Origin of the sequence: Flavobacterium salmonis, assembly GCF_903819435.1 — a bacterium.
GTDB lineage: Bacteria > Bacteroidota > Bacteroidia > Flavobacteriales > Flavobacteriaceae > Flavobacterium > Flavobacterium chungangense.
Window position 1 is genome coordinate 145576 of the sequence record NZ_CAIJDP010000074.1, and the last position, 23992, is coordinate 169567.

The following is a 23992-nucleotide window of genomic DNA, read 5'->3' on the forward strand; positions in this document are numbered from 1 at the left end:
TGAGTCGTCCTACTGATTAATGTAGTTAATTTTCTTTTTTTATTTTTTGAATAATTCCCTTTCCGGATTATTGATTTTGTTTTTTGTTTCCGTAGAAATACAATGAGTGATTAGTAATCTCAATGTCAAATATTTCTTCGATTGTTTTTTTGATGGTTTGAATTCTTGGATCACAAAATTCAATTACTTCTCCGGAATCAGTCATGATAATGTGATCGTGCTGTTTGTCGAAATAAGATTTCTCGTAATAAGCCTGATTTTGCCCAAATTGATGTTTTCTAACCAAAGCGCAGTCTAGTAATAGCTCAATCGTGTTGTACAAAGTTGCTCTACTTACACGATAGTTTTTATTTTTCATTTTGATATAAAGGTTTTCTATATCAAAATGCTCTTCGCTGTCGTAAATTTCCTGAAGTATAGCATAACGCTCAGGAGTTTTTCGATGCCCTTTTTGTTCAAGATACATTGTAAAAACATTTTTTACAATTTCTTGATTCTTAGTGTTGTCAGTTGAAATGAGTGTCATATCCTGCAAAGATAATTTTTTATTTTTAATGAATAAAAGTTTCGGGTTTAAAGTTTCGTTACAAAACCCTTAGAGATAGGTTAAAAAGTTAGGTTCTGTATTCTCTGGTTACTTTATCTACACCGTCAATTTTCTTAATTGCACTGATCATTTTCTTCAAAATAGTATTGTTTTTTACAATTACAGCAACCTGGCCATGAAAAATTCCGGCATCAGTACTAAGCGAAATACTCTGAATATTCACGCTCATATTATTCGAAATTACTTTAGTAAGCTGATTGGTTAAACCCAAAACATCCATACCTGTAATATTGATAATGGCTTTAAATTCTTCCTGAGAAGAGTCTATCCATTTTGCGCTCATGATCCGATAAGCATAATTTGACTGCATTCCGATAGCATTTGGGCAATCTTTTTTATGTACTTTGATTCCTTCATTTATCGTTACAAAACCAAAAACATCATCGCCGGGAATTGGGTTACAGCATTGCGAAAGTTTGTAGTCTAGTTTGTCATGTTCGGTTCCAAAAACCAGCATGTCATAATTACTGCTAATGACTGGCTTATGAATATCTTCGGCAGCCGTATCTTTATTTCTTTTGATTTTATTTTTAAAGAAATTGATAATCGTATTACTCTTTTGTGCCGCGTAATCTTTTAACTGTTGATTTTCAATGGCACCAATTCCAACACGATAAAATAAATCTAAGCTTGTTTTAAGTCTGAAAAAATTAACTAATTCGTTTGTAACCTGTTCGTTAAGAGTGATTTTTAAGTGCTTTAGTTTTCGGGTAAGTAATTCTTTTCCTTCTTCGGCAATTTTTTTCGTATTCTCGTTTAGAACGTTTTTAATTTTATTCTTCGCTCTTGAAGTTGTTACATAATCTAACCAGTTTATAGTTGGTTTTTGATTTGCTGAAGTAATGACTTCAACCTGATCACCACTTTTTAGTTCGTGATTTAAAGGAACTAAACGGCCATTTACACGGGTTCCTCTTGTTTTGATTCCAATTTCAGAGTGGATGCTAAAAGCAAAATCCAGAGAAGTTGCTCCTTTGGGTAATGATTTGATTTCTCCTTTGGGGGTAAAGACAAAAATTTCCTGTGAATACAGGTTCATTTTAAAATCCTCCACAAAATCTACTGCATTAGTTTCGGGATTTTCCAAAGCTTCACGAAGTAAATTCAGCCAGACATCCAGGCCGCTTTCTTCAGATGCACCGTTTTTGTATTTGTAATGTGCAGCATATCCTTTTTCGGCAATTTCATCCATACGTTCACTTCGTACCTGAACTTCAACCCACCGGCCTTTTGGCCCCATAACGGTAATGTGCAAAGCTTCGTAACCGGTTGATTTTGGTGATGATATCCAGTCACGTAAACGACTCGGGCTGGGTCTGTAATGATCTGTTACGATGGAATAGATTTTCCAGGCAATAAATTTTTCGTCGTGAGAATCACATTTATAGACAATTCTAAGTGCAAACTTGTCATAAACTTCATCAAAACTCACATTTTGAGAACGCATTTTACGACGAATCGAATAAATTGATTTTGGCCTTCCTTTTATAATATAATCGATATTTTCTGCATCCAAAGATTTTTTTAAGACATCCGAAATATCTTTAATATAGGCATCTTGTTCTTCTTTAGTTTCTCTTATTTTACTTACGATATCTTCGTAAACAGCAGGTTCAGTATATTTTAAACCTAAATCTTCAAGTTTGGTTTTAATATTATAAAGTCCCAAACGATGTGCGAGAGGGGCATAAATGTATAAAGTTTCAGAAGCAATTTTGGTCTGTTTGTACTCAACCATTGACTCCATAGTCTGCATGTTGTGAAGACGATCGGCCAGTTTAATCAAAATAACACGTACATCATCGTTCAGGGTCAGAATCATTTTTCTGAAATTTTCTGCCTGCATCGATGCATTCAGATCTTTTTGAACCATCGAAATTTTGGTTAGTCCTTCGACTAATTGTGCTACTTTCGGGTTGAATAAACGTTCAATGTCTTCAACTGTTATTGGCGTATCTTCGACAACATCGTGCAATAAGGCCGCAGCAATAGAAGTGGCTCCCAGACCAATTTCTGAGGCTACAATTTTTGCAACTGCAATAGGATGAAAGATATATGCTTCACCTGATTTACGTCTTTGTTCTTTATGGGCATCAACGGCTACGTCAAAAGCTTTTCGAATTAACTTTTTATCTGTAGGGGTTAAAGTCTGATAACTGATTCGAAGTAATTCTTTGTACTCTTGTGCAATTGCTTTGTTTTCTTTTTCAATATCTATTTCTGTCATAACGGCATGGTTCAATTCTTAAAAATAAGGATTACTTTGAATATACGCAAGGGAATGCATTGCTGATTTTAGATTTTAAACTTTAAGTTTTGGAAGGTAATTATAGATGTAAATCGAGCTGAGGCAGTGATGTAAATTTCGCTTATTTTTATTCTGAAAGTTTATAAAAAGATAATGAAAATTATTTGGAAACAGCAAAAAAAAGTCGCGGACTTTTAATTTTCAAACTAACAACTAAAACCCTCTCTGTCTTTTAGCTTCAAAAATTAAAATAGCAGCAGCTACCGAAACATTCATACTGTCAATTTCTCCCTGCATCGGGATGATGATATTTTGAGTTGCAGCATCACGCCATTCCTGAGTTAGTCCTGTGGCTTCTGTACCTACAACCAAAGCAGTTGGAGTGGTAAAATCCTGTGTATGATAGGAGGTTGAATTTTGTAATGTAGCACAATAAAAATCGATTTTTTTCTCTTTTAAAAAAGTAATAATTTCTAAGGTAGTTCCCGTTGCAATCTGATTGGTAAACAAGCAGCCAACGCTGGAACGCACAATATTAGGGTTGTATAAATCGCTTTTTGGATTGGCAATTAAAACAGCATCCAGATTGGCGGCATCGGCAGTACGCAAAAGAGCACCGATATTTCCGGGTTTTTCAGGAGCTTCTGCCACTAGAATCAACGGATTTTCGGATAACTTTAAATCTGATAATTGCAACGATTTGGCTTTGGCTACAGCCAGAATTCCTTCTGTCGTATCCCGATAAGCCAGTTTTTGATATACTTCTTTGTTGATTTCGATTAACTGAACCGATGATGAAACCAGTTTACCAATTTGATTTTCAGTAACCAATTCAGGTAAAAACAAAACAGTTTCTATTTCGTAACCTCCTTTTTGAGCTAATGAAATTTCACGTAATCCTTCAATCAAAAAGGTGCCACTTTGTTTGCGGGCTTTTGCTTTTTCCTGCAATAAAACAAGCGATTTTATAAACGGATTCTGGACTGAAGTAATTTGTTTCATTGTTTTGAGCGACTAAGTTTTTGAGGCGCTAAGTTACTGAGATTTTTTGAAAAAGGTATAAAGATTAAGAGCAGCAGAGTTGCCTATAAACCCGCAAGTTTTTTTTAATTTTAAAGAAATACAATTAATGATTTCTTTAGTTATTCTGTATCATTAAAAGAATTTACTTTATAAATTAAGCGAATTTTTACAGAATCTTTTTTTGAACTTGGATATTTCTCACTATTAACCCTTTGCTCAAATACTTTCATAATATCAAGATCCAGATCATCTTTAACAGCATATGTTATTTCGTTTTTTTTCTTTTTCAACTCAAATTCAATCATTATTTTGCCAGATCGTATGGAATTTTTAAACAGCTCATTAAATATTTTATTTGTTTTTTTTATTATCAGTTCAATATCTTCAAAAGAGCTGTTTGCGTTTAATTCCTCATTAGAACTTAAAAGAATAACCTTTTCCAGAGCAGTTTCTTTTATTCCTTTAGAAACAGAATCAATTTCTTTTCCATTTTGATATTTCTTGATATCATTTTTTTGGATGTTATTATCTGGTTTTGGTGCTTCGTCTAGCCAAAGTAATTTTAAATCTTTTTTTAATAAGTTTAAAATATAATTATGTTCTTTAGTCTCAACTATTAACAAAGGTTCATCAATGTCAAATGATATTACAGACCAATAATATTTCAATTCATCTTCATTAGCTTTTCTAATTTTGTAATCATGAGAAACTTCATTCTTAAATTCATCCCATATTATTTTAGAATCATTAATATCCTGACTCATTTTCCCGTCCAGGATTAAATTATCAACATGAAATTGTACTTTCCCTTGCTTTATATTTTGGATTTTTTCATTTTCCTTGAACCTTTTCCACAATTCGGGGCCAATAATAAGATTGTTTTGTAGTATTTTATAATCATTGTTGTCAGATAGGTTATCACTTATTATTTTTTTTGCTTTTTCAACAACCTTAGGGCTAGAATAATTATAAACCACTCCTTTTGGAATTGTTATGGTCTCAGTTTTTTGTGCACGAAATAAAAAGCCTGTAAGAAGAAATAGGGTTAAAAAAAAATTTTCCATTTTTAAATTGATTCGTTAATATAATTCTACAAAATCCCCCTGGATTTAATCTCCAAATATTTATTAATGGCATCCAAAGTCAGATTCTCAGGCTGAGTCAGAACCGAATGGATTCCGTATTTTTTCAGCTCATTGGCAATCAAACGTTTTTCGAACATGAATTTTTCGGCAATTACTTTGTCATAAACTTCCTGAATGGTGTCGGTTTTTTTATTTATAATTTCGTTCAGTTCTGTGTTGCTGAAGAAAACAACCACTAATAAATGACTTTTTGCAATTCCTTTTAAATAAGGTAATTGTCTTTTTAACCCGTCCATGGTTTCAAAATTGGTGTACAAAATAATCAGGCTGCGCTGGTTGATATTTTTCTTAACATCTACATACAAACGGCTGTAATCGCTTTCAAAAAAGTCAGTTTTGATGTTGTATAAAGTTTCGAGAATTTTTTGCATTTGCGAACCTCTCTTTTCTGCAAAAACACGGTTTTCTACTTTTTTAGAGAAGGCAAAAATTCCGGCTTTGTCCTGTTTTTTCAAAATGACATTGGCTAAAACCAAAGTCGAATTAATGGCATAATCCAGCAGACTCAAGCCATTAAAAGGCATTTGCATTACACGGCCTTTGTCAATTGCTAAATATACTGATTGTGATTTTTCGTCCTGAAACTGGTTAACCATTAATGCATTTTTCTTTGCTGTAGCTTTCCAGTTTAAAGTTCGAAGATCATCGCCCTGAACATATTCTTTAATTTGCTCAAATTCCATCGTATGGCCAATTCGGCGGATTTTCTTGATTCCGTATTGAAATAGATTATTTGAAAAAGCCAGTAAATCATATTTTCTCAATTGAATATAAGAAGGATACGTTGGTACCATTTTATCTTTATCAAAAGTAAATCTTCTCGAAATTAATTTTAAGGGTGATGAAACGTAAATATTTAAGTTTCCAAAATAATATTCACCACGCTCTGTTGGACGCAAATCGTACCCAATTTTATCCTGTGCAGAAGCTTTAATGGTTTTCACTATTTTAAAATCACGTACCTGAAACTGAAACGGAATCTCGTCAATAACCTTAATTAAAATTGGGAAAGTATAATGATTTTTTATCGAAATGCTTATCGGATTTAAATCGCCATTCGAAAGTTTTTCAGGCATATCTCTTGAAGCTTCAATTCCGGTTTGGGTGATATATAAAATTAAGATATCCAATGCGAGAAAAGTGATCAGTATTAAAATAACAAACCATACTCCGTTGTATAAATTCGGGAAAATGAAAGCACAAACAAATAGTCCGACGATACCCAAAAGCACGTAGAAAAAGAAATTATTGAGATATAGACTTTTTATGAATTTCAATTTAATTAAGAATTAAGGTTAAAGGTATTTTTACTATATTTTAGTAAAGCTTTTATAATCAAAGCCATCTAAAATAGCTATTTTCCATATTCCATTTTCTTTCACTGTTTTTACTTTATATTTTGGACTTTCTTTCCATTCTGTCCATGCCCAGTAAAAAGTTGGCTTGTCATTTTCAATTTTCAGGTTGTTTATTTTCATGGTTTTCCAAAACGCATCCGGAAAGTCCTGACAATTGCACCAAGGGTTGCTGTCATTACCATATGGAGGAAGCTCTCCCACAAAGTATTCAGCTTTGTTCGTTTTAAGATTGTCACCAATTTTCAATCCTATTTTATTGTAATTCTCAATAAATTGTTTCGAAAAAAAGTTAGACTTTTTAAGTTCTTCTACTATTTTATTGTGCGTTTTCAAATTTAATCCAACATATTTATCACCTTTTTTGTTTGCAATAACATCAAAGTCAGAGTGCGTTTTTTTAGTCTCAATCCATTCATAAGCTTTTCTTATCAACGTTTCGAGCCGCTGCTTATCGCCATCAAAATTAATAGTCGTATTTGCATTTTCGATTGGGATAAAACTAACCAACGAAATTCCAATAAAGAACCCAAAGAGCAGTTTAAATAATCTCATTTAAAATTTAGTATTTCGAATTAACAATGAATTATCAACCCTTTATTATCGCGGAATTTCTACTGCTTCAATTATCTGTTTAATGATTTCTGAGCTTGTAATTCCTTCCATTTCACGTTCAGGAGCAACAATTACACGGTGTTGTAAAACCGGTACAGCAGCTTCCTTAATATCTTCAGGAGTTACAAAATCGCGGCCTTTAATTGCGGCGAAACCTTTGGCTGCATTTAGAATTGCGATTGATGCACGAGGAGAAGCTCCTAAATATAAAAAAGCATTTTCGCGGGTATTCACCACAATTCGGGCAATGTATTCCAATAAATTTTGCTCTACCCTGATTTGTTTGATCAAAGTCTGATATGCTTTTATCTCTTCAGATGATAGTATCGTTTTAATGGCTTCCAGCTTTCCGTGGTCCTGCAATACATGTTCTCTCTGGATAATCAGGATTTCTTCGTCTAATTTTGGATAATCAATAGATATCTTGAATAAAAAACGGTCTAATTGTGCTTCAGGTAAACGATAAGTTCCTTCCTGTTCAATTGGGTTTTGTGTAGCGATAACTAAAAATGGAGTTTCAAGCTGAAAGGCTGAACCGTCAATTGTTATTTGGCGTTCTTCCATTACTTCAAAAAGTGCAGCTTGTGTTTTGGCAGGAGCACGGTTAATTTCATCAATTAAAATCAAATTCGAGAAAATCGGGCCTTGCTTGAATTCGAATTCGGAACTTTTTAAATTAAAAATCGATGTTCCTAAAATATCCGAAGGCATTAAATCAGGTGTAAACTGAATTCGACTAAATCCAATGTTAAGCGTTTTCGATAATAATTTGGCTGTAATGGTTTTGGCAACTCCGGGAACACCTTCCAATAAAACGTGTCCGTTTGATAAAATAGCAACTAAAAGCTGATCGATCATTTTATGCTGACCTACAATTACTGTTTCCAGTTCTTTTTTAATGCTGTTAACGTGTTCTAAAAGCGGTGCCAGATTAAGTCTGGTTTCAAAATTTACATTCTCGTTTGTGATTTCGCTTTCTGTTGTATTGATATCGTCCATGTTTGGTATGTTTTTCTTTTGAATGAATTTCTGTTAAAAAATATTAGTGTAAAATTTTCTCGATCGCATTATTAATTCGGATTAAATCTTCTTCGAGGCTTCCGTGATAACTTTTTCGATGTTCATTAATTAAAAATATAAGGTCCCGAATATCATTTTCATCTTTTCCGGATTTGTTATGTAATTTTTTAATAAAGTCATCATTGAGATTTGTAGTATCGATTAAATATTCATTTCTGATTTTTTCCAGAAAATAAATAATTTTTTTGTCAATAATATTATCATGATCTCCTTCCTGAAAGTATAAATTTCCAATAGTTTTGGTAAATTCAACAGTTAAGTTAGGCAATGGAGTTAATATGGGAACTATTCTCTGTTTTCGTTTGGCATTAAAAAGGATAAAAATCAATATCCCGATTAAAGATAAATATAAAGCCCATTTTAATGCCGGCTGACTTAAAATATAGCGCAAAGGTGAATCTGAAATTGATTCGCTGTTTTGCCCTTTTGTATACCAATAAACATTTCCTTTTGGAACATAAGAAAGAACCTTTTCAGCATATTGATAATGATTGTCTTTTAATAAGTGAAAGTTAGAAAAAGCAGCAGGCTGAGTATGCAAATAAAAGTAACCGTTTGAATAGGGGACTTTTATAAAATTGATATGTTTTTTATTTTTTGCATTTGCCTGATACCCCAAAACAGTAGTACTTGCAGTATCAATTTTAGAGAAATAATAATTTCCCATTCCTTCAACAAGCTGGAATTTTTTTGAGCTTATATTTTTATTGGCCATCCAGATTGAAGTACTGTCAGAATACTGAAAATCGGTTCTGAAATCAATTTTTAAGCTGTCTAAAAGCGGCTGTGGAAAAGTCTTCATACTTAAAAAAACACTATTTCCATGAGATACAAAATAAAAAAGCTCTTTCATGGACTGATCGTCAATCGAAGCAAATTCTGTGATATTTAAAAAAGTTCCTTTTATTTTGTAAGTGCCTACAATGGTATCAGGTACATATTTAGAATCAAGAAATTCATACGGTGTTAATGCTGATATTCTTTCTATTTTTTGGTTTTTTAAAAGCCCGTTGATTTCCTTATCGAAAACATGTAACCCAAGCGGAATTTTATCATTTACAGAATAGGTGGGAGTCCAGTCAATTTCTTTAGAAGTATCATTACCGGCAATCAAAATTAAGGCAAAAATAAAAACCAGGATAGCGATGTAAATTTTGATGGATTTATTCATGGCTAAAGGTTTTTAAGGATTTCTTGAATTGGTTTTCGGCTTTAATAAAAGCAGCTTCATCAATTTCAAATTCTCCATACCAGATGTAATTATACAAGTATGATAAATAGGTAAATTCTTCTTTGTGAGCAGGTTTTTTAAGTTCGTACAAATAATCTGAATTAGTTTTTTCAATATCCCATTCGATGTAACGATTTCTCGCCATAATCTTTAATAACCAAAGATAATAGTACCGAATCGCAATTCGCTTTTCTCCGGCCTGAATGCTTTCTTTAATAAGTTTTTCGAAATCCAGAAGATGAATGTTTTTTTCAATATCTGAATAATGAATTGTTTTTTGTTTGGCATCTTTACCGAAAATCCATTGGCCTTCTCTGTTAATCAGTGCTTTGACGATTAGATAAATAACGAAAATAATAATCAGGACTGCTATTACTTTTAATAAAACAGCAACAAAATTAAGCGAAGCCTGTGGATCCTTAAAAGTGAACATTCTTCTAAATAAGCTTGCCAGCCATTCTTTGAAATGATCCCACCAATTTTTTTCAGGAGCTTTTGGTTCATATACAAAATCGTTGTCCGAATATTTTTTTTTGAAATTTTTCTGAAATGTCTGGTTTTTAATAGTATCAGAATCTACATAAATATCAGCTTCGGAATATTTAATAGTATTAACTTTTGGAGGCTCCTGGTTTACCAAAGTATCCTGGGCAGTGGAAACTCCAAAGCAAAAAAGAGAATATAAAACAAGTAAAAATTTATTCATTATTGGTTTTCGTTAATTCAATTTAGCAGATGCTTGTTGTATTTTTTTGTGAACAATAAAAGGATAAACCAAATAATAAAAGGAAATAGCACATAAAGTAAAAAGGATGATAAAAATACTAAGCCAGTTTGGCATATCTATGGAGTAGCGGGTAATAAAACCTTCAAGGAATCCTGCACTAATTGTAAAAGGCAGAGTGCTTAAGAATATTTTAAAACTGTTTTTAAAGCCCATTTTAAAAGAATTTATCCTTGAAAAAGTTTTCGGAAACAGCATGGAAGCGCCTAAAATAAATCCGCAGGCAGCTTCTATTACCATAGCAAAAATTTCCATAGATCCATGAATCCAAATGCCGCGAACACTCTTCCAGAAAACATTTTGTTCATAAAAAAAATATTGAAAAGTACCTATCATGATACAGTTTTGCAGAAAAAAGATAAAAGTTCCGATTCCGGCAAAAATGCCATAAATGTAGCATTTGGCTCCAACTTCTAAATTGTTTTTTGTAATGCTAATAAAGCTTCCCCAGTCGCTTCCTGAACCATAAACAGCCATTGGGTTTCCTTTTTTGATGTTTTCCAGTGTCATGTTTACATAGCCATCGCTCAATATTAATCGAGAAAAATCAGGATCATATCTTGCAGAAATAACGCCAATGCCTACAGATACAAAAAACAGTACAAATGCATACAGCAAATATCTTCTGTAATTGTAAACCAGAAGGGGGACTTCTGTTTTGAAAAATTCAAGTAACCTGTTTTTTTCGGTTCGTTTGGTTTTGTAAATCTTTTGATAAATCTGCGATGCAAGGTGATTTAAGTAAATAACAGTTTTACTTTTTGGGTAATACGTTTGGGCATACGACAGGTCATTCATCATTTGAATGTACAAATTAGCTAACTCATCAGGATTTTTTTTAGCTTTACCAAAAATAGCCAGTTCAAATTCCAGCCATTTTTCTTTATTTTGTTTTATGAATGCAACTTCTCTCATCGAGGGCTAAAATATAAAATATGTCAGAATTATCTATAACTACAACACAAAATGTTAAAATAAATTTTAAAGCGGCTTCTGCAGGTGAGCGAATAGGAGCCTATTTACTCGATTTGATCATAAAAATAGCCTATTTGATAGTAATTGGACTGGTGTTTTTTTATTGGTTAAGATTGGATAAAATAATTGATACATTGGATGAATGGTCAATAAGAGCTGTCTTTATTATAATATCTCTTCCAATTATTGTATACACTATTACATTAGAAAGTATTTTTGAGGGACAAACAATAGGAAAAAAATTGGTCAAAATTAAGGTTGTAAAAATAGACGGTTATCAGGCTGGATTTGGAGATTATCTTATGCGATGGTTTTTTAGATTATTAGATACTTCAATTATTGGTTTAATAACAATGATTTCAAGTAAAAAGAGCCAACGATTAGGAGATATGGTAGCAGGAACAGCAGTAATTACTTTAAAAAACAAAATTGATATCAGCCATACCATATTAGAAGAAATAGGAGATGCATATGTACCCACTTATCCTTTGGTTATAAAATTATCAGACAATGATATGCGTATTATTAAGGAAACTTTTTTAATGGCAGAAGAAAAAAACGATTACGAAATTATTTATAAACTGGTTCATAAAATAGAAAAGGTTGCAGGAATTAAAAATCAATCTATAGGAGACCCTGCAGATTTTATTCGTACCGTTTTAAAAGATTATAATTTCTATACACAAAACATGTAGGGTGTAAAAGTCAATATCAATGACAATGTCAAATTCAATAAAAAAAGATAGTTTTTGAATCTTATAAACTTAATGATTCAGAACCTTAGAACCTAAAAAAATGTTTCATCTTTTAGATATTATCGGTACAATGGCATTTGCTATGTCAGGTGCTTTAACAGCCATGCATAAAAAACTGGATCCTTTTGGTGTTTTTATAATTGCTTTTGTTACTGCAGTTGGAGGCGGGACGCTGCGTGATGTTCTGATTGGAAGAACTCCGGTAGGATGGATGCTGGATCTGCAATATGTTTATGTGATTATTTTAGGTTTTGGATTTGCAATTCTCTTTAGGAAAAAGTTCGATAAGCTTCGTACCTCATTATTTCTGTTTGATACGATTGGTTTAGGGGTTTTTACTTTAATTGGTCTTGAAAAAGGGATTTCTATTGGACTGCATCCTGTAATTTGTATCGCTTTAGGAACAATGACAGCCTGTTTTGGCGGAGTTATTCGTGATATTTTGTGTACAGAAATCCCAACCATTTTCAGAAGGGAAATTTATGCTACGATTTGTATTTTTGGAGGAATTGTGTTTTTTGCTTTAAGAAGTTTAGAATTAAATGATGATATATTGTATTTGACAACTTCAATTGTTATAATTTCGGTACGTTTAATGGCAGTAAAATTCAAATGGTATTTGCCGGCATTCGATCATAAATAAAAAGTAAAATTGAATAAATATACCGTAAAAAAATATACCGAGAACGATTATAAAATATGGAATGACTTTATTGTCCAGGCCAAAAATGCTACGTTTCTGTTTCACCGGGATTTTATGGAATACCATAAAGATCGATTTGAAGATTATTCTCTAATGGTTTTTGAAGGAGAAAAATTGGTTGCCGTCTTGCCGGCTAACAAGTCAGAAGGAATTTTGTATTCTCATCAGGGATTAACTTACGGGGGAGTGGCTTATGGGGATAAAATAAAATTGGCCTTAGTTATTCAAATATTCAAAGCCGTTTTGCAATTTTTGAATGACAATAATATTCAAAAATTGCAATTAAAATTAATTCCTTCCATTTATCATCAAAAACCCGCTGAAGAACTGAATTATATATTGTTTTTATTAAAAGCACAATTAGTCAGAAGAGATACTTTGGCTGTTATTGATTTATCTGAAGCTTATACATTGTCTAAAATTAGAAAGAGAGGTGTCAAATCCGGAATAAACAATGGTTTGGTTATTAAAGAAGTTGATGATTTTAATGATTTTTGGAATGAAATATTAATTCCAAATTTATTACTAAAACATCAGGCTAAACCGGTACATACCTTAGAAGAAATAACAAGATTAAAGGCCTTATTTCCCCAAAAAATCCGTCAATTTAATGTCTATGAAAATGGCAGTATAGTTGCGGGAACCACTATTTTTGAAAGTTCAAAAGTCGCGCATAGTCAATATATTTCTGGTAAAGAAGACAAAAACGAACTTGGAGGGCTTGATTTATTATTTTATAAATTGATTTCTGAGGTCTTTAAAAATAAGCGTTTCTTTGATTTCGGAATCTCCAATGAAAATCAGGGTAAAAACCTGAACGATGGATTGTCGTATTGGAAAGAAAGTTTTGGGGCAAATATTATTGTTCAGGACTTTTATGAAGTGCAAGCTTCTAATTATGATGTATTAGATACAGTTTTGTTATGATTAAATTTCTCGATTTAAAAAAAATAAATGAGTCTTACGAAGCCGATTTTCATGAAAAAATGAAATTGGTTTTAGAAAATGGCTGGTATATTTTGGGCAATGAAGTCAAGGCATTTGAAAGCGATTTTGCTAACTATTGTGGAACAAAATATTGTGTAGGTGTCGGCAATGGTTTTGATGCTTTGGTTTTGATTTTTAAAGCATACATTCAATTAGGGAAACTGCAAAAAGGAGACGAAGTAATTGTTCCCGCAAATACATATATTGCTAGTGTCCTGGCTATTTTGCATGCTGATTTGATCCCTGTTTTAGCTGAGCCTGACTTAGAGAGCTACAATATTAACCCTGGTTTAATTTTAAAAAAAATCACACCTAAAACAAAGGCTATTTTAGCAGTTCATCTTTACGGTCAATTAGCTGAAATGAGAATTATTAATGAGATTGCAAATCAAAATAACTTATTGGTAATTGAAGATGCAGCTCAGGCACATGGAGCCCTTTTAGTTGAAAGTGGAATGTTAAAAGGCGAAAGTAAAAAATCAGGAAATTTGTCTAATGCTGCTGCTTTTAGCTTTTACCCTGGAAAAAATTTAGGTGCTTTGGGAGATGGAGGAGCAATTACTACAAATGATGCGCAGTTGGCAAAAGTACTTTATTCGCTTCGAAATTATGGTTCTCAAAAAAAATATCATAACGAATTGGTTGGTGTTAATTCAAGATTAGACGAATTGCAGGCTGCTTTTTTAAATTTGAAATTACCTGATTTAAATCAAGATAATCAGAAACGCCGTGAAGTTGCCAGTCGTTATTTGGCTGAAATTAAAAATGATAAAATAATATTGCCTTTTTGGAACTTATCTGAAAATCATGTGTTTCATTTGTTTGTTATCCGAACTGAAAACAGGGATGAATTGCAAAAATATTTGTTAGAAAACGGAATTCAGACAATGATTCACTACCCAATTCCAACACATAAACAAAAAGCGTTTTCAGACTGGAATAAGTTATCTTTTCCGGTTACTGAAAAAATACACAATGAGGTTTTGAGTTTGCCAATTAGTCCGGTAATGAGAAATGATGAGGTGAGTTTTGTTATTGAAATTTTAAATCGATATTAAATTGAACTTTATAAAGAAAATAATACAAACCGATCTGTTTAAAATTACTTCTTTAAATAGTCTGAGTGTATTATTAAAGATTGGAATAGGATTGATTACCTCAAAATTACTGGCTGTTTTTGTTGGTCCCAGTGGAATGGCTTTAGTCGGTAATCTTCGAAATTTTTCATCATCATTAGAAAGTATTACTACTCTTGGATTTCAAAATGGGGTTGTGAAATATGTAGCTGAACACAAAAATGATAAGTTGCAACTTCAAAAAATAATTGCTACGGCATTTATCAGCTTATTATTTGTTGCTGTTGTTTCAAGCTTTATTTTGTTCTTCTTAGCAGTGTTTTGGAACACACAAATTTTTGGAAATAATTTTGATTATCAAATAATTTTTAAAGCGATAGCTTTAGTATTACCCTGGTATGCAATTTCGGCTTTTTTGCTTTCGGTTATTAATGGCCTGGGAAAGTTTAAGGAAGTAATTTGGACAAATATCACAGGGAATGCAATAGGTTTGTTGGTTTCATTTTACATGATTTGGAATTATAAAACCTTGGGAGCTTTGCTTTCGATAGTAATTTCACCTTCATTATTGTTTTTTGTTACGTTTTATTTCATCAGTAAAGAGCTTAGTCTTTCATCAATAATTAAATTTCGAAATTTTGATTTTGAAACTATAAAAAAGTTATCATCTTATTCACTTATGGCTTTGGTTTCCTCTGTGTTAGGGCCATTAGTTTATTTGGTCATTCGAAAAAATATAATTGAAGTGGTAGGATTGGAGCAAGCCGGTTTTTGGGAAACGATGACCAGGATTTCAACTTATTATATGATGTTTATTACCACAATTTTAAGTGTTTATTTTTTTCCAAAATTGTCAATAGCCAAAAATAACAAAGAGACACAAAATATTTTCCGGACTTTTTATAAAAATATTTTGCCACTATTTGTACTTGCGGTAACTGTTATTTACTTTGCTCGATTTTTTATTATAAAATTGCTCTTTACTCCTGATTTTTTGCCAGTTACGACCTTGTTTTTTTGGCAATTAACGGGCGATATTCTAAAATCTGCTGCATTGGTTTTGGGATTTCAGTTTTTTGCAAAAAAAATGACAAAGGCTTTTATTCTTTCAGAAATAGCTTCACTTGCTGTTTTGTATTTTTTGAGTCATTATTTTGTTGTAATATTCGGTATAAAAGGGATCATTATGGCACAGGCTTTGGATAACTTTATTTATCTGCTGGGGTTAGCTGTTTATTTTAGGAAAAGTTTGTTTGGATAGTTTTTTAGATTTATCAGTAAATAGTAAAACACACTTTTATGACGAGACAGCTTTATGGATAAAGCATAGATAGTGCATGAAAATTACATTTTCTTTTTTAGCAGATTAACTTTTTAATAATTCTGATACTAAGAAGATTTATCAGGTATTGGCAGGATAAAATAAGATGCCAATAATAATTAGCTTTAATTAAATATAAAAAATAAAAAGAATAGTATAAGTTAATTTGTAGGCATATACATTATGAATTTACTTAAATTTAGGTATTTTTGAAAAAAAATACGTAAATATGATTCCATTATATTTTGATCCGGGAACGGGCGCTTTGATTGTTCAGTTTTTAGCGGCTGCTGTAGCAGGAGTATTATTGTTTTACAGAACAGTTGTACATAAAATAAAATCTGTTTTTGGAATTAAAAACAAAGCAGAAGATGATTTAATGGACGATACCGATACTAAGGAAGATCAGCAATAAATGGAAAACACAAGAACGACCTCTTCATTTAGGGATCCGTCCGGATATGTGTTTATAGAAGACGGAAGCATTAAAAGGATAATAAAACCGGTTTATTTCAGTCAATACAAATCTTTAACGGAAAGTGGTTTCTATGATACTCTTTTTGAAAAAAAATATTTAATTCCGCACAAAACAGTTCAGGAAAATCAAAATCAGATCATTATAGAAGCACAAAAAATTCTCTTTGTAACTTATCCTTACGAATGGAGTTTTTTACAATACAAACATGCAGCTCTGCTGACTTTGAAAATCCAAAAGCTGTCTCTGGAAAATAATTTTACTTTAAAAGATGCTTCAGCGTTTAACATCACTTTTCATGAAGGAAAACCTGTTTTTATAGACACCCTGTCTTTTGATTTTTATAAAGAAAACAATCCCTGGCTGGCCTACAAACAGTTTATAATGCACTTTTTAGGCCCTTTAGTATTGGCGAAATATTTTGGACAGGAGCATTTAAAAATGCTGTCTCAAAACCTTGATGGTCTTTCGTTACAAAAACTGTCACTGTTACTACCTGTCAAAAGTTATTTTAGTCCTACATTATTGACGAATATTCACTTGTTAGCCAAATATGACAAGAAATACGAATCTGACAAGACAACAGTTAACAATAATCTATCTAAAGCTTCTCAAATTAAACTAATTGACGGTTTGTATGATTACATTCTAAATTTATCGGTTAACGAAAAAACAGAATGGGATCATTATTACAATCAGATCAATTATAATGATGTTGCGTATCAATTTAAAAAAGAGTTTGTCAAAGATTGGTTTTTATCTATAAAAGGAAAATCTTTAATTGATATTGGAGGCAATGATGGTACCTTTTCGCGCGAGTTAAAAGAGCAGGCTGAGTTATTAATTGTAGCAGACGTTGACGCTAATGCAGTAGAACAAAATTACAGGCAGGTACTAAAAAATAAAGAAAAAAGCATATTACCGCTCGTTGCAGATGTATTAAATCCGGTAGCAAATTATGGTTTTAATAACGCAGAGCGTTTTTCTTTTGTTGATAGAGTGAAAGCGCAAAATCTTGATGCTTGCCTCGTTTTGGCCGTAATCCATCATATTACTTTATCCGGAAATATTCCATTTTCATTTTCGGCTCAGTTTTTCTCGAAAATGGCTTCGAACCTTTTGATTGAATTCCCTACAAGAACAGATTCGTGGGTTCAGTTTTTATTGGACAGTAAAAGAGAATTTGCAGGTCATTTTGACTTTTATAACGAAGAAAATTTCGAAAAAGAATATACTGTTTATTTTGAAATCATAAAGAAAGAGAAAATTGAGTCTTCTGAAAGAATTTTATATAGTTTGAAAACCCGCAATTTATAAAATGAATATAAAAGAGAAATTTGATGGTTTTATAAATAATGATAAAGATTACCCATTTTTGGTTGGTTTTTTATCGGGCTTTTATCCATTAGTTTTTTTTTATTCAAATAACTTTGAAGATATTAATTCATTAAGACATGTGGTTTACTTTTCTTTTTTGTTTTTGATATTGCCATCAATCAGTATATTTTTATTATATCATTTATTCATCCGCTTCAAAAAGTTACAGCTTTACAGAAAACACTTTTTATTTGTTGTAGTTGTTGAATTAACGGCTGCTTATTTTTCACAAGTATATTTTTTAACAATTAAGAAAAAGCTTTTATTAGGATTGTTAGTTTTTGTTTGCTTTATTTCTTTAAAGCTTTATAAGCATTACAAAAAAATTATAGTTTTTATTTTATTACTTTCAGTAATTCCAGTTTTAAAAGTTTCTGAAATAATTTGGGGCAATCTTAGAAATTCTGCTTCATGGCAGCAACAGCCTGATTATATTCTTAATACCAGTTTTAAAAAGAAGCCTAATGTATATTACATTGAGCCAGATGGATATGCAAGTAACGAAAACCTTAAAGGTATTTTATATCGTTTTGATAATTCAGAGTTTGATGAATGGTTAAAAGAAAAAAAATTTACATTATATAATGATTTTAGAAGTAATTATGAATCGACTTTAACGTCAAACAGTTCTTGCTTTTTCATGAAGCATCATTATTATAATATAAATTCGAATTTTAAATATTCCAGAGATTTAATTACAGGAAAAAATCCGGTTTTAAAAATATTTAAAAAGAATACTTATAAAACATTTTTTTTAACAGAAAGTCCTTATTTACTTGCTAATAGCCCAAATGTTGAGTATGACTATTGTAATTTTAATTCAGACGAAGTTCCTTATTTTAATGTTTTTGAGTCAAAACGAAATCTTTTAAGTGATTTAAAACATCAAATATTAAAAAATAGAGGTACTAATAATTTTTTCTTTATTGAAAAATTTGCACCTAATCATATATCAGTTTATAAACAACAATCTTTGGGTATTGAAAAAGAAAGAATATCTTATATAAAAAGATTGCGAGAAGCAAATAAGTGGTTAAAAGAAACAGTTTCTTTTATTGAAAAAAATGATTCAAATGCTATTATAATCATAGGAGCAGATCATGGTGGTTTTGTTGGATTTTCCCATACTTTAGAAGCTTCAAAAAAAATATCAGATAAAGTTCTTTTAAAATCAATTTTTGGCGCTAAACTCGCGATAAAATGGAATACTTCCCAATATATAGAATATGATTCAAAATTAAAATCATCCGTAAATTTATTCAGGGTCTTATTTTCGTTTTTGAGTGAGGACAAGGAATTGCTTAAAAATCTTCAGCCAGATAAAAGTTATAATTTATATCAGCCTAATGACTTCTCTAAAATTTATATAGCAATAGAATGATTTTAGATTTCTTTAGTTTATTGTGAACTCCATATGATTTTCTTAAAGAATAATAATTACCTTTTTTATTGTTTTTTTCAAAAAACAGGTAATTCTGGAGAAGGAAATATTTATCAAGTTCGTCTCTTTAAGAGAAGTAAAGTTGTTAAAATTTAATTATTTTCCCAGATTTTTAAATACTTCTGGGCAATTTTTATATAGTCATGTTCTTTTTCAACAAATGATCGGGCGCGTATCCCCATAGCTACTATTTCTTGTGGATTTTCTATTAAAAAAGACAATTCATTGACCAGATAGTCAACATTAGGAATAGCATTGACACAAACTCTTTCTGATAAATTATAATATTGCGTAAATTCTGTTTCAGCTCCTGTAAAAACTACCTTTCCCTTAGCCATTGCTTCGAGTGCATTATATCCCTGATCACGAGAGGTGCATTGATCTAAAAGAATATGTGATTTGTTATAAAGATTTATATATTCTGGATACGGAATAGTATTTACGATAATTATCTCGACTCTTTCAGCATATTTTTTTTTAATCAATTCCAAAGCCTTTTCAAAGTAAATTATTCCTTTCTGGTGGTAACTATACCGGCCTATTCCAAGAAAAATCACAATTTTATTTTCAATGAATAATTTTTCGAATTTCAGTTTCTTTATATTAACAGGATAGGGTATAAAACCTTTATAAATAGGACTATTTCTGTTTGCTTCGACATAGTCAAAATCAGTTGGTATCAACCCGTTAAAATTAGTTGTGATAAAATTGTGGATCTTAATATGACCTTTGCTGAAATAATCAAAAAACTGTAGATGTTCCTTTAGTTTTGGATTCTGAAAAAAAGGAATCATAAGTGATTTGTAATTTTTATTTTCCATGTAAAATTTTAAAGTCAAATAATCAATGCCTGCAGATAATACAAAACATTTTTTATTCGAATTAAAAATCTTTCTGATAAAAAAATATTCTAAAGATTTAGAAGTTTTAATTGGGGCTTCATTAACAAATTGAACAACATCAAAATTTTTCAATTTTGATAAATGAAGATAAAAGCGAATTCCATATTCGATACCTAATAATTCAAACTTAAATAAACGGAAAAATATTTTTCGCGGAATTATAAAGATTTTTTTTGTTAGAAATTTAGCTTCGTGATCATAATCAACAGGATATGATCTGTAGCCGTTGCTATTTCCAATTAAAGTTACATTATGTCCTAACTCAATTAATGCACTTTTTAAGGAATTATGTAATAAACTATATTCTCCAACAAGTAAAATATTCATTATCATTATATTTGTTGCTAAAATAGTAATAAATGAACAAATTAACTAAGCAAAGACGTATTTGCATTGTTTCTGACCAGCTCGCAGGTGGAGGAGCTGAACGTTGTTCGGCATTGCTTTCTGTTTTCTTTGAAAGAAATAATATAAATGTTTATCATATTATTGTTGTAGATAAGGTCGAATATGAATTTTCGGGAAAACTTATCAATCTTGGAAAGCTAAAGAATAAAAGAAATGATTTTTTTAATAAAATTAAAAGATTTTATATATTGAAAAAGTTCCTTAAAGAGAATAAATTTGATTTTATAATTGACACCAGAGTCAAAAATCATAATTTTCAAGAGGTTTTTATTTCTAAATATATATATTCTTCACCTCTTATACAGATCATTCATAGTTATATGGTTAATTTATATTTTCCAAATATTAAATTTCTGGCAAAATACATTTACAAGCATTGTTATAAAATAGTAACCGTATCTGAAAAAATTAAAAATAAAGTAGAATTTGACTATAAATATCAGAATGTCAAAACAATATATAACCCTGTTGATTTTGATTATATTAACAGGAAATTGATTGATGGTAAAATATTTTCTTCAGATCAATACATTTTGGCTGTTGGAAATATGGGAAATATGGTCAAGCAGTTTGATAAATTGATATATTGTTATTCTAAATCAGATTTGGTAAATAAAAATATAAAATTAATTATTTTAGGAGAAGGGGTTTTCAGATGTGAATTAGAAAAGTATGTCAGGGAAATTAAATTAGAACATTTAATTATATTTAAAGGTAAAATTGATAATCCATTTCCATATTACAAGAATGCTTATTTTACTGTTTTGTCAAGTAAAAACGAAGGATTTCCAAATGTGTTATTAGAATCATTAGCATGTTCTACACCAGTTATAGCATTTGATTGTTTATCTGGGCCTAAAGAAATTATTTTAAATAATGAGAATGGATTACTGGTAGAAAATCAAAATCTTGAAAAATTAACAGAAGCAATTAATTTGTTTGTAGAAAACGAAAAATTATATAATTATTGTAAAAAAAACGCATTCGATAGTATTCAGCAATTTTCTTTAGACAATATAGGAAAACAATGGTTGGATTTAATGAAAATTGATCTTAATTTAAAAAAATGACAATATTAAACAATGTAAAGCATATAAAATTTCCTGTGGTTGAAGATACCAGAGGAAATTTAGCATTTATCCAAAATGATATTTTACCATTTGAAATCAAAAGGATTTATTATCTTTTTGATGTTCCCAGTAATGCTTTTCGAGGAGGACATTCACATATCAATCAGGAGGAGATTTTAGTTGCATTAAGCGGTAGTTTCGAAGTTACAGTTAATGACGGAAATTCTAAAAAATCATTTCTGTTAAATAAACCAAATATTGGATTGCATATTTCAACAGGAATTTGGAGGGAATTAGAAAATTTTTCTTCAGGAGCAGTATGTTTAGTTATTGCTTCAGATGTATTTAAGGAAGAAGATTACATAAGGGATTTTGATGAATTTCGAATGTCTAAAAAATGAAAATTCTATATATAACACCAGATGTCAAAAACTCTGGTGGAATTGCGAGGGTTGTTGCTTTAAAAGCGAATTATTTAGTTTCAGTTTTGAATTATAAGGTTGATGTTCTGACTGTAAATGACTGTAATGGAGATTTTTTTTATCAATTTGACTCTAAAATACAATGGTTCACGATTGATAAAAGTAAAAATAAAGCCTTGTTTTTGTGGAGATATTTACAGTTAATCAAAAAAACAATTTATGATCAAAAACCCGATATCGTGATTGTTTGTGATGCTGTTTTGTGGATTTTTATACCTTGGCTAATAAAGTCTAAAACACCATTAGTTTTCGAAACACATGTTTCTGTTAATCTGAAAAAAATACAGAAAAAAGGATTCTTAAATAAGGTAAGATCTGAAATTATTTTATTCTTAAAAAGAATTACCTCCAGAAAATTTGACAAATTTATTGTACTAACAGAAAAAGGAGCTAAGGAATGGAAGATTAACAATTCTAAAGTAATTCCAAATCCGGTCAGTTTTATTTCTGAAAGTCAGGCAAGTCTACAAAACAAAAAGGCAATAGCTGTTTGCAGACATAGTTATGAAAAGGGCTTAGACAGATTATTGTTGATCTGGAAAGAAGTACTGAAAAATTATCCAGACTGGATTCTTGATGTATATGGGCAGTGGGATGCGGATTTAAAGTATCAAAAAATTGCTGAGAAAATAAAAATTTCTAATAATGTAAATTTCATCTCTCCTGTTGCTGATATTGAAAATTGCTACAAGCAGTCATCCGTTTTTTTAATGACTTCCCGTTCAGAAGCATTTCCTATGGTTCTTTTAGAAGCCATGAATTGTGGTTTACCATGTCTGGCTTATGATTGTAATTCTGGTCCTGGAGAAATTATCCAAAATAACCAAAACGGATTTCTAATTGAAGATGACAATATTGATTTATTTGTGGAGAAATTAGAACTTTTAATCAAAGATGAAGACCTGCGTTTAGAACTTGGTAAAAACGCAAAAAAAACTACAGAACAATATGAAATTCAGTTAATAATGAATACCTGGATTGCTCTTTTTGAAGATTTAAAGAAAACATCATAATTTTTTTTCAAGCTTAGACATATATCCCAAACGATATAAATCAAAAATATATAATGATGGATTTTTGCCGGCCAGGTTTTTTAGAAAAAGGTATTTGGTCAATTTATGAAATAATACAAGAATAGGAGTTAGATTTAATTTCTTAATCTTCGAAAATAATTTAGAAATCCGAACGTAATCTTTTGATATCAGCTTATTATCGATTAAGTATTTTAAAGCGGTTAAGGATTCATTTTCCTTTCTGATGGCAATTTCAAAATCATCCATTCCATAATGGTATACAGGGTTGCCAATATGTTCAATTGTAATGTTTTTTTGCATCAGGTTATACGAAAACAAAGTGTCTTCATGTCGTAAATTTGGAATAGTTTCATTAAACGAAACCTTTTCAAAAACAGATTTATTTATTAAAAAATTGAGTGTTAAGAAACTTAAATAAGGATTTTTTTTTCTTTTTTCGAAGGGTAATGCTTCTCTTCTCTTTCCATAGATCCAACGAAAAAGTTTGTTTCTTTCTGGTTTTTTTTCAGGATATAATAAACCTCCATTAACTGTTTTCTCTTCATTATTTATACATTGAATGTAAGCTGAGATAAAGTTTTTGTTTTTAGGAAATACATCTGCATCGAGAAAAAGTAACCATTGATAATTTCCTTTTTGAGCCAATAAATTCCGGATTTTACTTCTCCCAATATTAGAGTGTAACATTTCGTAGCGAGAATATTGTAAAGTATTTATTTTTTCATTTTCTAAAATACTTGTATTTGACCCGTCATCAATTACAATAATTTCAAAAGTAATCCCTAATTCCATACATTGTTTGTGTAATTCTAAAACCAGATTATAAACATTGTAATTATAGGTCGGAATAAGAATAGACAGCATTAATGAAAACTATTTAGTGATATATTTGTAACGC

23 protein-coding genes are annotated in these 23992 nt (G+C 30.7%); 11 read left to right on the forward strand and 12 right to left on the reverse strand.

Features of this window, described 5'->3' with window-relative positions; genetic code table 11:
- Nucleotides 1-67: 67 nt before the first annotated feature.
- From FLACHUCJ7_RS15125 to FLACHUCJ7_RS15170, 10 genes are all read right to left on the reverse strand, one after another.
- Entirely contained in the window at nucleotides 68-526 is a 459-nt protein-coding gene (locus tag FLACHUCJ7_RS15125; protein ID WP_031453777.1) for a Fur family transcriptional regulator, read from the reverse strand.
- 88 nt (nucleotides 527-614) lie between these two features.
- Nucleotides 615-2834 carry a RelA/SpoT family protein gene (locus tag FLACHUCJ7_RS15130; protein WP_078227839.1) on the reverse strand — a complete coding sequence of 740 codons (2220 nt, stop codon included), beginning with the start codon at nucleotides 2832-2834 and terminating at the stop codon, nucleotides 615-617.
- A 234-nt stretch (nucleotides 2835-3068) separates the two neighbouring features.
- Nucleotides 3069-3857, reverse strand: coding sequence for a TrmH family RNA methyltransferase (locus tag FLACHUCJ7_RS15135; protein WP_078227840.1), 789 nt, complete (start codon nucleotides 3855-3857; stop codon nucleotides 3069-3071).
- A 140-nt stretch (nucleotides 3858-3997) separates the two neighbouring features.
- Nucleotides 3998-4942, reverse strand: a complete 945-nt coding sequence (locus FLACHUCJ7_RS15140) for a hypothetical protein (RefSeq protein ID WP_180909463.1) — start codon at nucleotides 4940-4942, stop codon at nucleotides 3998-4000.
- A 26-nt stretch (nucleotides 4943-4968) separates the two neighbouring features.
- The gene (locus tag FLACHUCJ7_RS15145; protein ID WP_031453781.1) at nucleotides 4969-6300 is read right to left on the reverse strand and encodes a DUF58 domain-containing protein; all 1332 of its coding nucleotides are present in this window, start codon (nucleotides 6298-6300) and stop codon (nucleotides 4969-4971) included.
- Nucleotides 6301-6333: 33 nt separating this feature from the next.
- Nucleotides 6334-6933: a hypothetical protein gene (locus tag FLACHUCJ7_RS15150; protein ID WP_180909464.1), complete on the reverse strand. Its 600-nt coding sequence runs from the start codon at nucleotides 6931-6933 to the stop codon at nucleotides 6334-6336.
- Nucleotides 6934-6978: 45 nt separating this feature from the next.
- Nucleotides 6979-7992, reverse strand: coding sequence for an AAA family ATPase (locus FLACHUCJ7_RS15155; RefSeq protein WP_031453783.1), 1014 nt, complete (start codon nucleotides 7990-7992; stop codon nucleotides 6979-6981).
- Nucleotides 7993-8035: 43 nt separating this feature from the next.
- Nucleotides 8036-9244, reverse strand: coding sequence for a DUF4350 domain-containing protein (locus FLACHUCJ7_RS15160; RefSeq protein ID WP_180909465.1), 1209 nt, complete (start codon nucleotides 9242-9244; stop codon nucleotides 8036-8038).
- On the reverse strand, nucleotides 9237-10010 hold the full coding sequence (locus FLACHUCJ7_RS15165; RefSeq protein WP_031453785.1) for a hypothetical protein: 774 nt from the start codon (nucleotides 10008-10010) through the stop codon (nucleotides 9237-9239). The genes FLACHUCJ7_RS15160 and FLACHUCJ7_RS15165 overlap by 8 nt, the downstream gene beginning before the upstream one ends.
- A 12-nt stretch (nucleotides 10011-10022) precedes the next feature.
- A complete protein-coding gene (locus FLACHUCJ7_RS15170) occupies nucleotides 10023-11003 on the reverse strand; it encodes a stage II sporulation protein M (protein WP_031453786.1) in 981 nt (326 codons plus the stop codon).
- A gap of 20 nt (nucleotides 11004-11023) precedes the next feature.
- On the opposite strand from FLACHUCJ7_RS15170, the gene FLACHUCJ7_RS15175 reads away from it, so the two are divergent.
- From FLACHUCJ7_RS15175 to FLACHUCJ7_RS15210, 8 genes are all read left to right on the forward strand, one after another.
- On the forward strand, nucleotides 11024-11758 hold the full coding sequence (locus FLACHUCJ7_RS15175) for an RDD family protein (RefSeq protein WP_180909466.1): 735 nt from the start codon (nucleotides 11024-11026) through the stop codon (nucleotides 11756-11758).
- Between the two features lie 100 nt (nucleotides 11759-11858).
- Entirely contained in the window at nucleotides 11859-12461 is a 603-nt protein-coding gene (locus FLACHUCJ7_RS15180; protein ID WP_031453788.1) for a trimeric intracellular cation channel family protein, read from the forward strand.
- Between the two features lie 9 nt (nucleotides 12462-12470).
- Nucleotides 12471-13448: a GNAT family N-acetyltransferase gene (locus tag FLACHUCJ7_RS15185; RefSeq protein WP_180909467.1), complete on the forward strand. Its 978-nt coding sequence runs from the start codon at nucleotides 12471-12473 to the stop codon at nucleotides 13446-13448.
- On the forward strand, nucleotides 13445-14566 hold the full coding sequence (locus FLACHUCJ7_RS15190) for a DegT/DnrJ/EryC1/StrS family aminotransferase (protein ID WP_180909468.1): 1122 nt from the start codon (nucleotides 13445-13447) through the stop codon (nucleotides 14564-14566). The genes FLACHUCJ7_RS15185 and FLACHUCJ7_RS15190 overlap by 4 nt, the downstream gene beginning before the upstream one ends.
- A 1-nt stretch (nucleotide 14567) precedes the next feature.
- Nucleotides 14568-15845: an O-antigen translocase gene (locus FLACHUCJ7_RS15195; protein ID WP_230408844.1), complete on the forward strand. Its 1278-nt coding sequence runs from the start codon at nucleotides 14568-14570 to the stop codon at nucleotides 15843-15845.
- Between the two features lie 289 nt (nucleotides 15846-16134).
- A complete protein-coding gene (locus FLACHUCJ7_RS15200; RefSeq protein WP_078229922.1) occupies nucleotides 16135-16320 on the forward strand; it encodes a hypothetical protein in 186 nt (61 codons plus the stop codon).
- Nucleotides 16321-17697: a class I SAM-dependent methyltransferase gene (locus FLACHUCJ7_RS15205; protein WP_180909469.1), complete on the forward strand. Its 1377-nt coding sequence runs from the start codon at nucleotides 16321-16323 to the stop codon at nucleotides 17695-17697.
- A 1-nt stretch (nucleotide 17698) separates the two neighbouring features.
- Entirely contained in the window at nucleotides 17699-19138 is a 1440-nt protein-coding gene (locus tag FLACHUCJ7_RS15210; protein ID WP_180909470.1) for a hypothetical protein, read from the forward strand.
- Nucleotides 19139-19290: 152 nt separating this feature from the next.
- Here FLACHUCJ7_RS15210 and FLACHUCJ7_RS15215 read toward each other — a convergent pair whose 3' ends face one another.
- Entirely contained in the window at nucleotides 19291-20427 is a 1137-nt protein-coding gene (locus tag FLACHUCJ7_RS15215; protein WP_180909471.1) for a glycosyltransferase family protein, read from the reverse strand.
- Nucleotides 20428-20459: 32 nt separating this feature from the next.
- Between FLACHUCJ7_RS15215 and FLACHUCJ7_RS15220 the strand changes: the two genes are divergently transcribed.
- From FLACHUCJ7_RS15220 to FLACHUCJ7_RS15230, 3 genes are read left to right on the forward strand one after another with little or no spacing between them, the layout of a single operon-like run.
- Complete coding sequence (locus FLACHUCJ7_RS15220; RefSeq protein WP_180909472.1) at nucleotides 20460-21578, forward strand: glycosyltransferase; 1119 nt, start codon at nucleotides 20460-20462, stop codon at nucleotides 21576-21578.
- Nucleotides 21575-21979 (forward strand): sugar 3,4-ketoisomerase, encoded by a 405-nt coding sequence (locus tag FLACHUCJ7_RS15225; protein ID WP_031456252.1) that lies wholly within the window; start codon nucleotides 21575-21577, stop codon nucleotides 21977-21979. The genes FLACHUCJ7_RS15220 and FLACHUCJ7_RS15225 overlap by 4 nt, the downstream gene beginning before the upstream one ends.
- A complete protein-coding gene (locus FLACHUCJ7_RS15230; RefSeq protein WP_180909473.1) occupies nucleotides 21976-23073 on the forward strand; it encodes a glycosyltransferase family 4 protein in 1098 nt (365 codons plus the stop codon). Before FLACHUCJ7_RS15225 ends, FLACHUCJ7_RS15230 begins: the two co-directional genes overlap by 4 nt.
- Here FLACHUCJ7_RS15230 and FLACHUCJ7_RS15235 read toward each other — a convergent pair.
- On the reverse strand, nucleotides 23068-23958 hold the full coding sequence (locus FLACHUCJ7_RS15235) for a glycosyltransferase family 2 protein (protein ID WP_180909474.1): 891 nt from the start codon (nucleotides 23956-23958) through the stop codon (nucleotides 23068-23070). The two genes, FLACHUCJ7_RS15230 and FLACHUCJ7_RS15235, sit on opposite strands and share 6 nt — an antisense overlap.
- Between the last annotated feature and the right edge of the window lie 34 nt (nucleotides 23959-23992).

Excerpts from the sequence above, each read along its gene's own strand:
- FLACHUCJ7_RS15125 (WP_031453777.1), bottom strand. The coding sequence starts at position 526 with ATGACACTCATTTCAACTGACAACACTAAGAATCAAGAAATTGTAAAA.
- FLACHUCJ7_RS15130 (WP_078227839.1), bottom strand. The coding sequence starts at position 2,834 with ATGACAGAAATAGATATTGAAAAAGAAAACAAAGCAATTGCACAAGAG.
- FLACHUCJ7_RS15135 (WP_078227840.1), bottom strand. The coding sequence starts at position 3,857 with ATGAAACAAATTACTTCAGTCCAGAATCCGTTTATAAAATCGCTTGTT.
- FLACHUCJ7_RS15140 (WP_180909463.1), bottom strand. The coding sequence starts at position 4,942 with ATGGAAAATTTTTTTTTAACCCTATTTCTTCTTACAGGCTTTTTATTT.
- FLACHUCJ7_RS15150 (WP_180909464.1), bottom strand. The coding sequence starts at position 6,933 with ATGAGATTATTTAAACTGCTCTTTGGGTTCTTTATTGGAATTTCGTTG.
- FLACHUCJ7_RS15155 (WP_031453783.1), bottom strand. The coding sequence starts at position 7,992 with ATGGACGATATCAATACAACAGAAAGCGAAATCACAAACGAGAATGTA.
- FLACHUCJ7_RS15160 (WP_180909465.1), bottom strand. The coding sequence starts at position 9,244 with ATGAATAAATCCATCAAAATTTACATCGCTATCCTGGTTTTTATTTTT.
- FLACHUCJ7_RS15165 (WP_031453785.1), bottom strand. The coding sequence starts at position 10,010 with ATGAATAAATTTTTACTTGTTTTATATTCTCTTTTTTGCTTTGGAGTT.
- FLACHUCJ7_RS15170 (WP_031453786.1), bottom strand. The coding sequence starts at position 11,003 with ATGAGAGAAGTTGCATTCATAAAACAAAATAAAGAAAAATGGCTGGAA.
- FLACHUCJ7_RS15175 (WP_180909466.1), top strand. The coding sequence starts at position 11,024 with ATGTCAGAATTATCTATAACTACAACACAAAATGTTAAAATAAATTTT.
- FLACHUCJ7_RS15180 (WP_031453788.1), top strand. The coding sequence starts at position 11,859 with ATGTTTCATCTTTTAGATATTATCGGTACAATGGCATTTGCTATGTCA.
- FLACHUCJ7_RS15190 (WP_180909468.1), top strand. The coding sequence starts at position 13,445 with ATGATTAAATTTCTCGATTTAAAAAAAATAAATGAGTCTTACGAAGCC.
- FLACHUCJ7_RS15200 (WP_078229922.1), top strand. The coding sequence starts at position 16,135 with ATGATTCCATTATATTTTGATCCGGGAACGGGCGCTTTGATTGTTCAG.
- FLACHUCJ7_RS15205 (WP_180909469.1), top strand. The coding sequence starts at position 16,321 with ATGGAAAACACAAGAACGACCTCTTCATTTAGGGATCCGTCCGGATAT.
- FLACHUCJ7_RS15210 (WP_180909470.1), top strand. The coding sequence starts at position 17,699 with ATGAATATAAAAGAGAAATTTGATGGTTTTATAAATAATGATAAAGAT.
- FLACHUCJ7_RS15215 (WP_180909471.1), bottom strand. The coding sequence starts at position 20,427 with ATGAATATTTTACTTGTTGGAGAATATAGTTTATTACATAATTCCTTA.
- FLACHUCJ7_RS15220 (WP_180909472.1), top strand. The coding sequence starts at position 20,460 with ATGAACAAATTAACTAAGCAAAGACGTATTTGCATTGTTTCTGACCAG.
- FLACHUCJ7_RS15225 (WP_031456252.1), top strand. The coding sequence starts at position 21,575 with ATGACAATATTAAACAATGTAAAGCATATAAAATTTCCTGTGGTTGAA.
- FLACHUCJ7_RS15230 (WP_180909473.1), top strand. The coding sequence starts at position 21,976 with ATGAAAATTCTATATATAACACCAGATGTCAAAAACTCTGGTGGAATT.
- FLACHUCJ7_RS15235 (WP_180909474.1), bottom strand. The coding sequence starts at position 23,958 with ATGCTGTCTATTCTTATTCCGACCTATAATTACAATGTTTATAATCTG.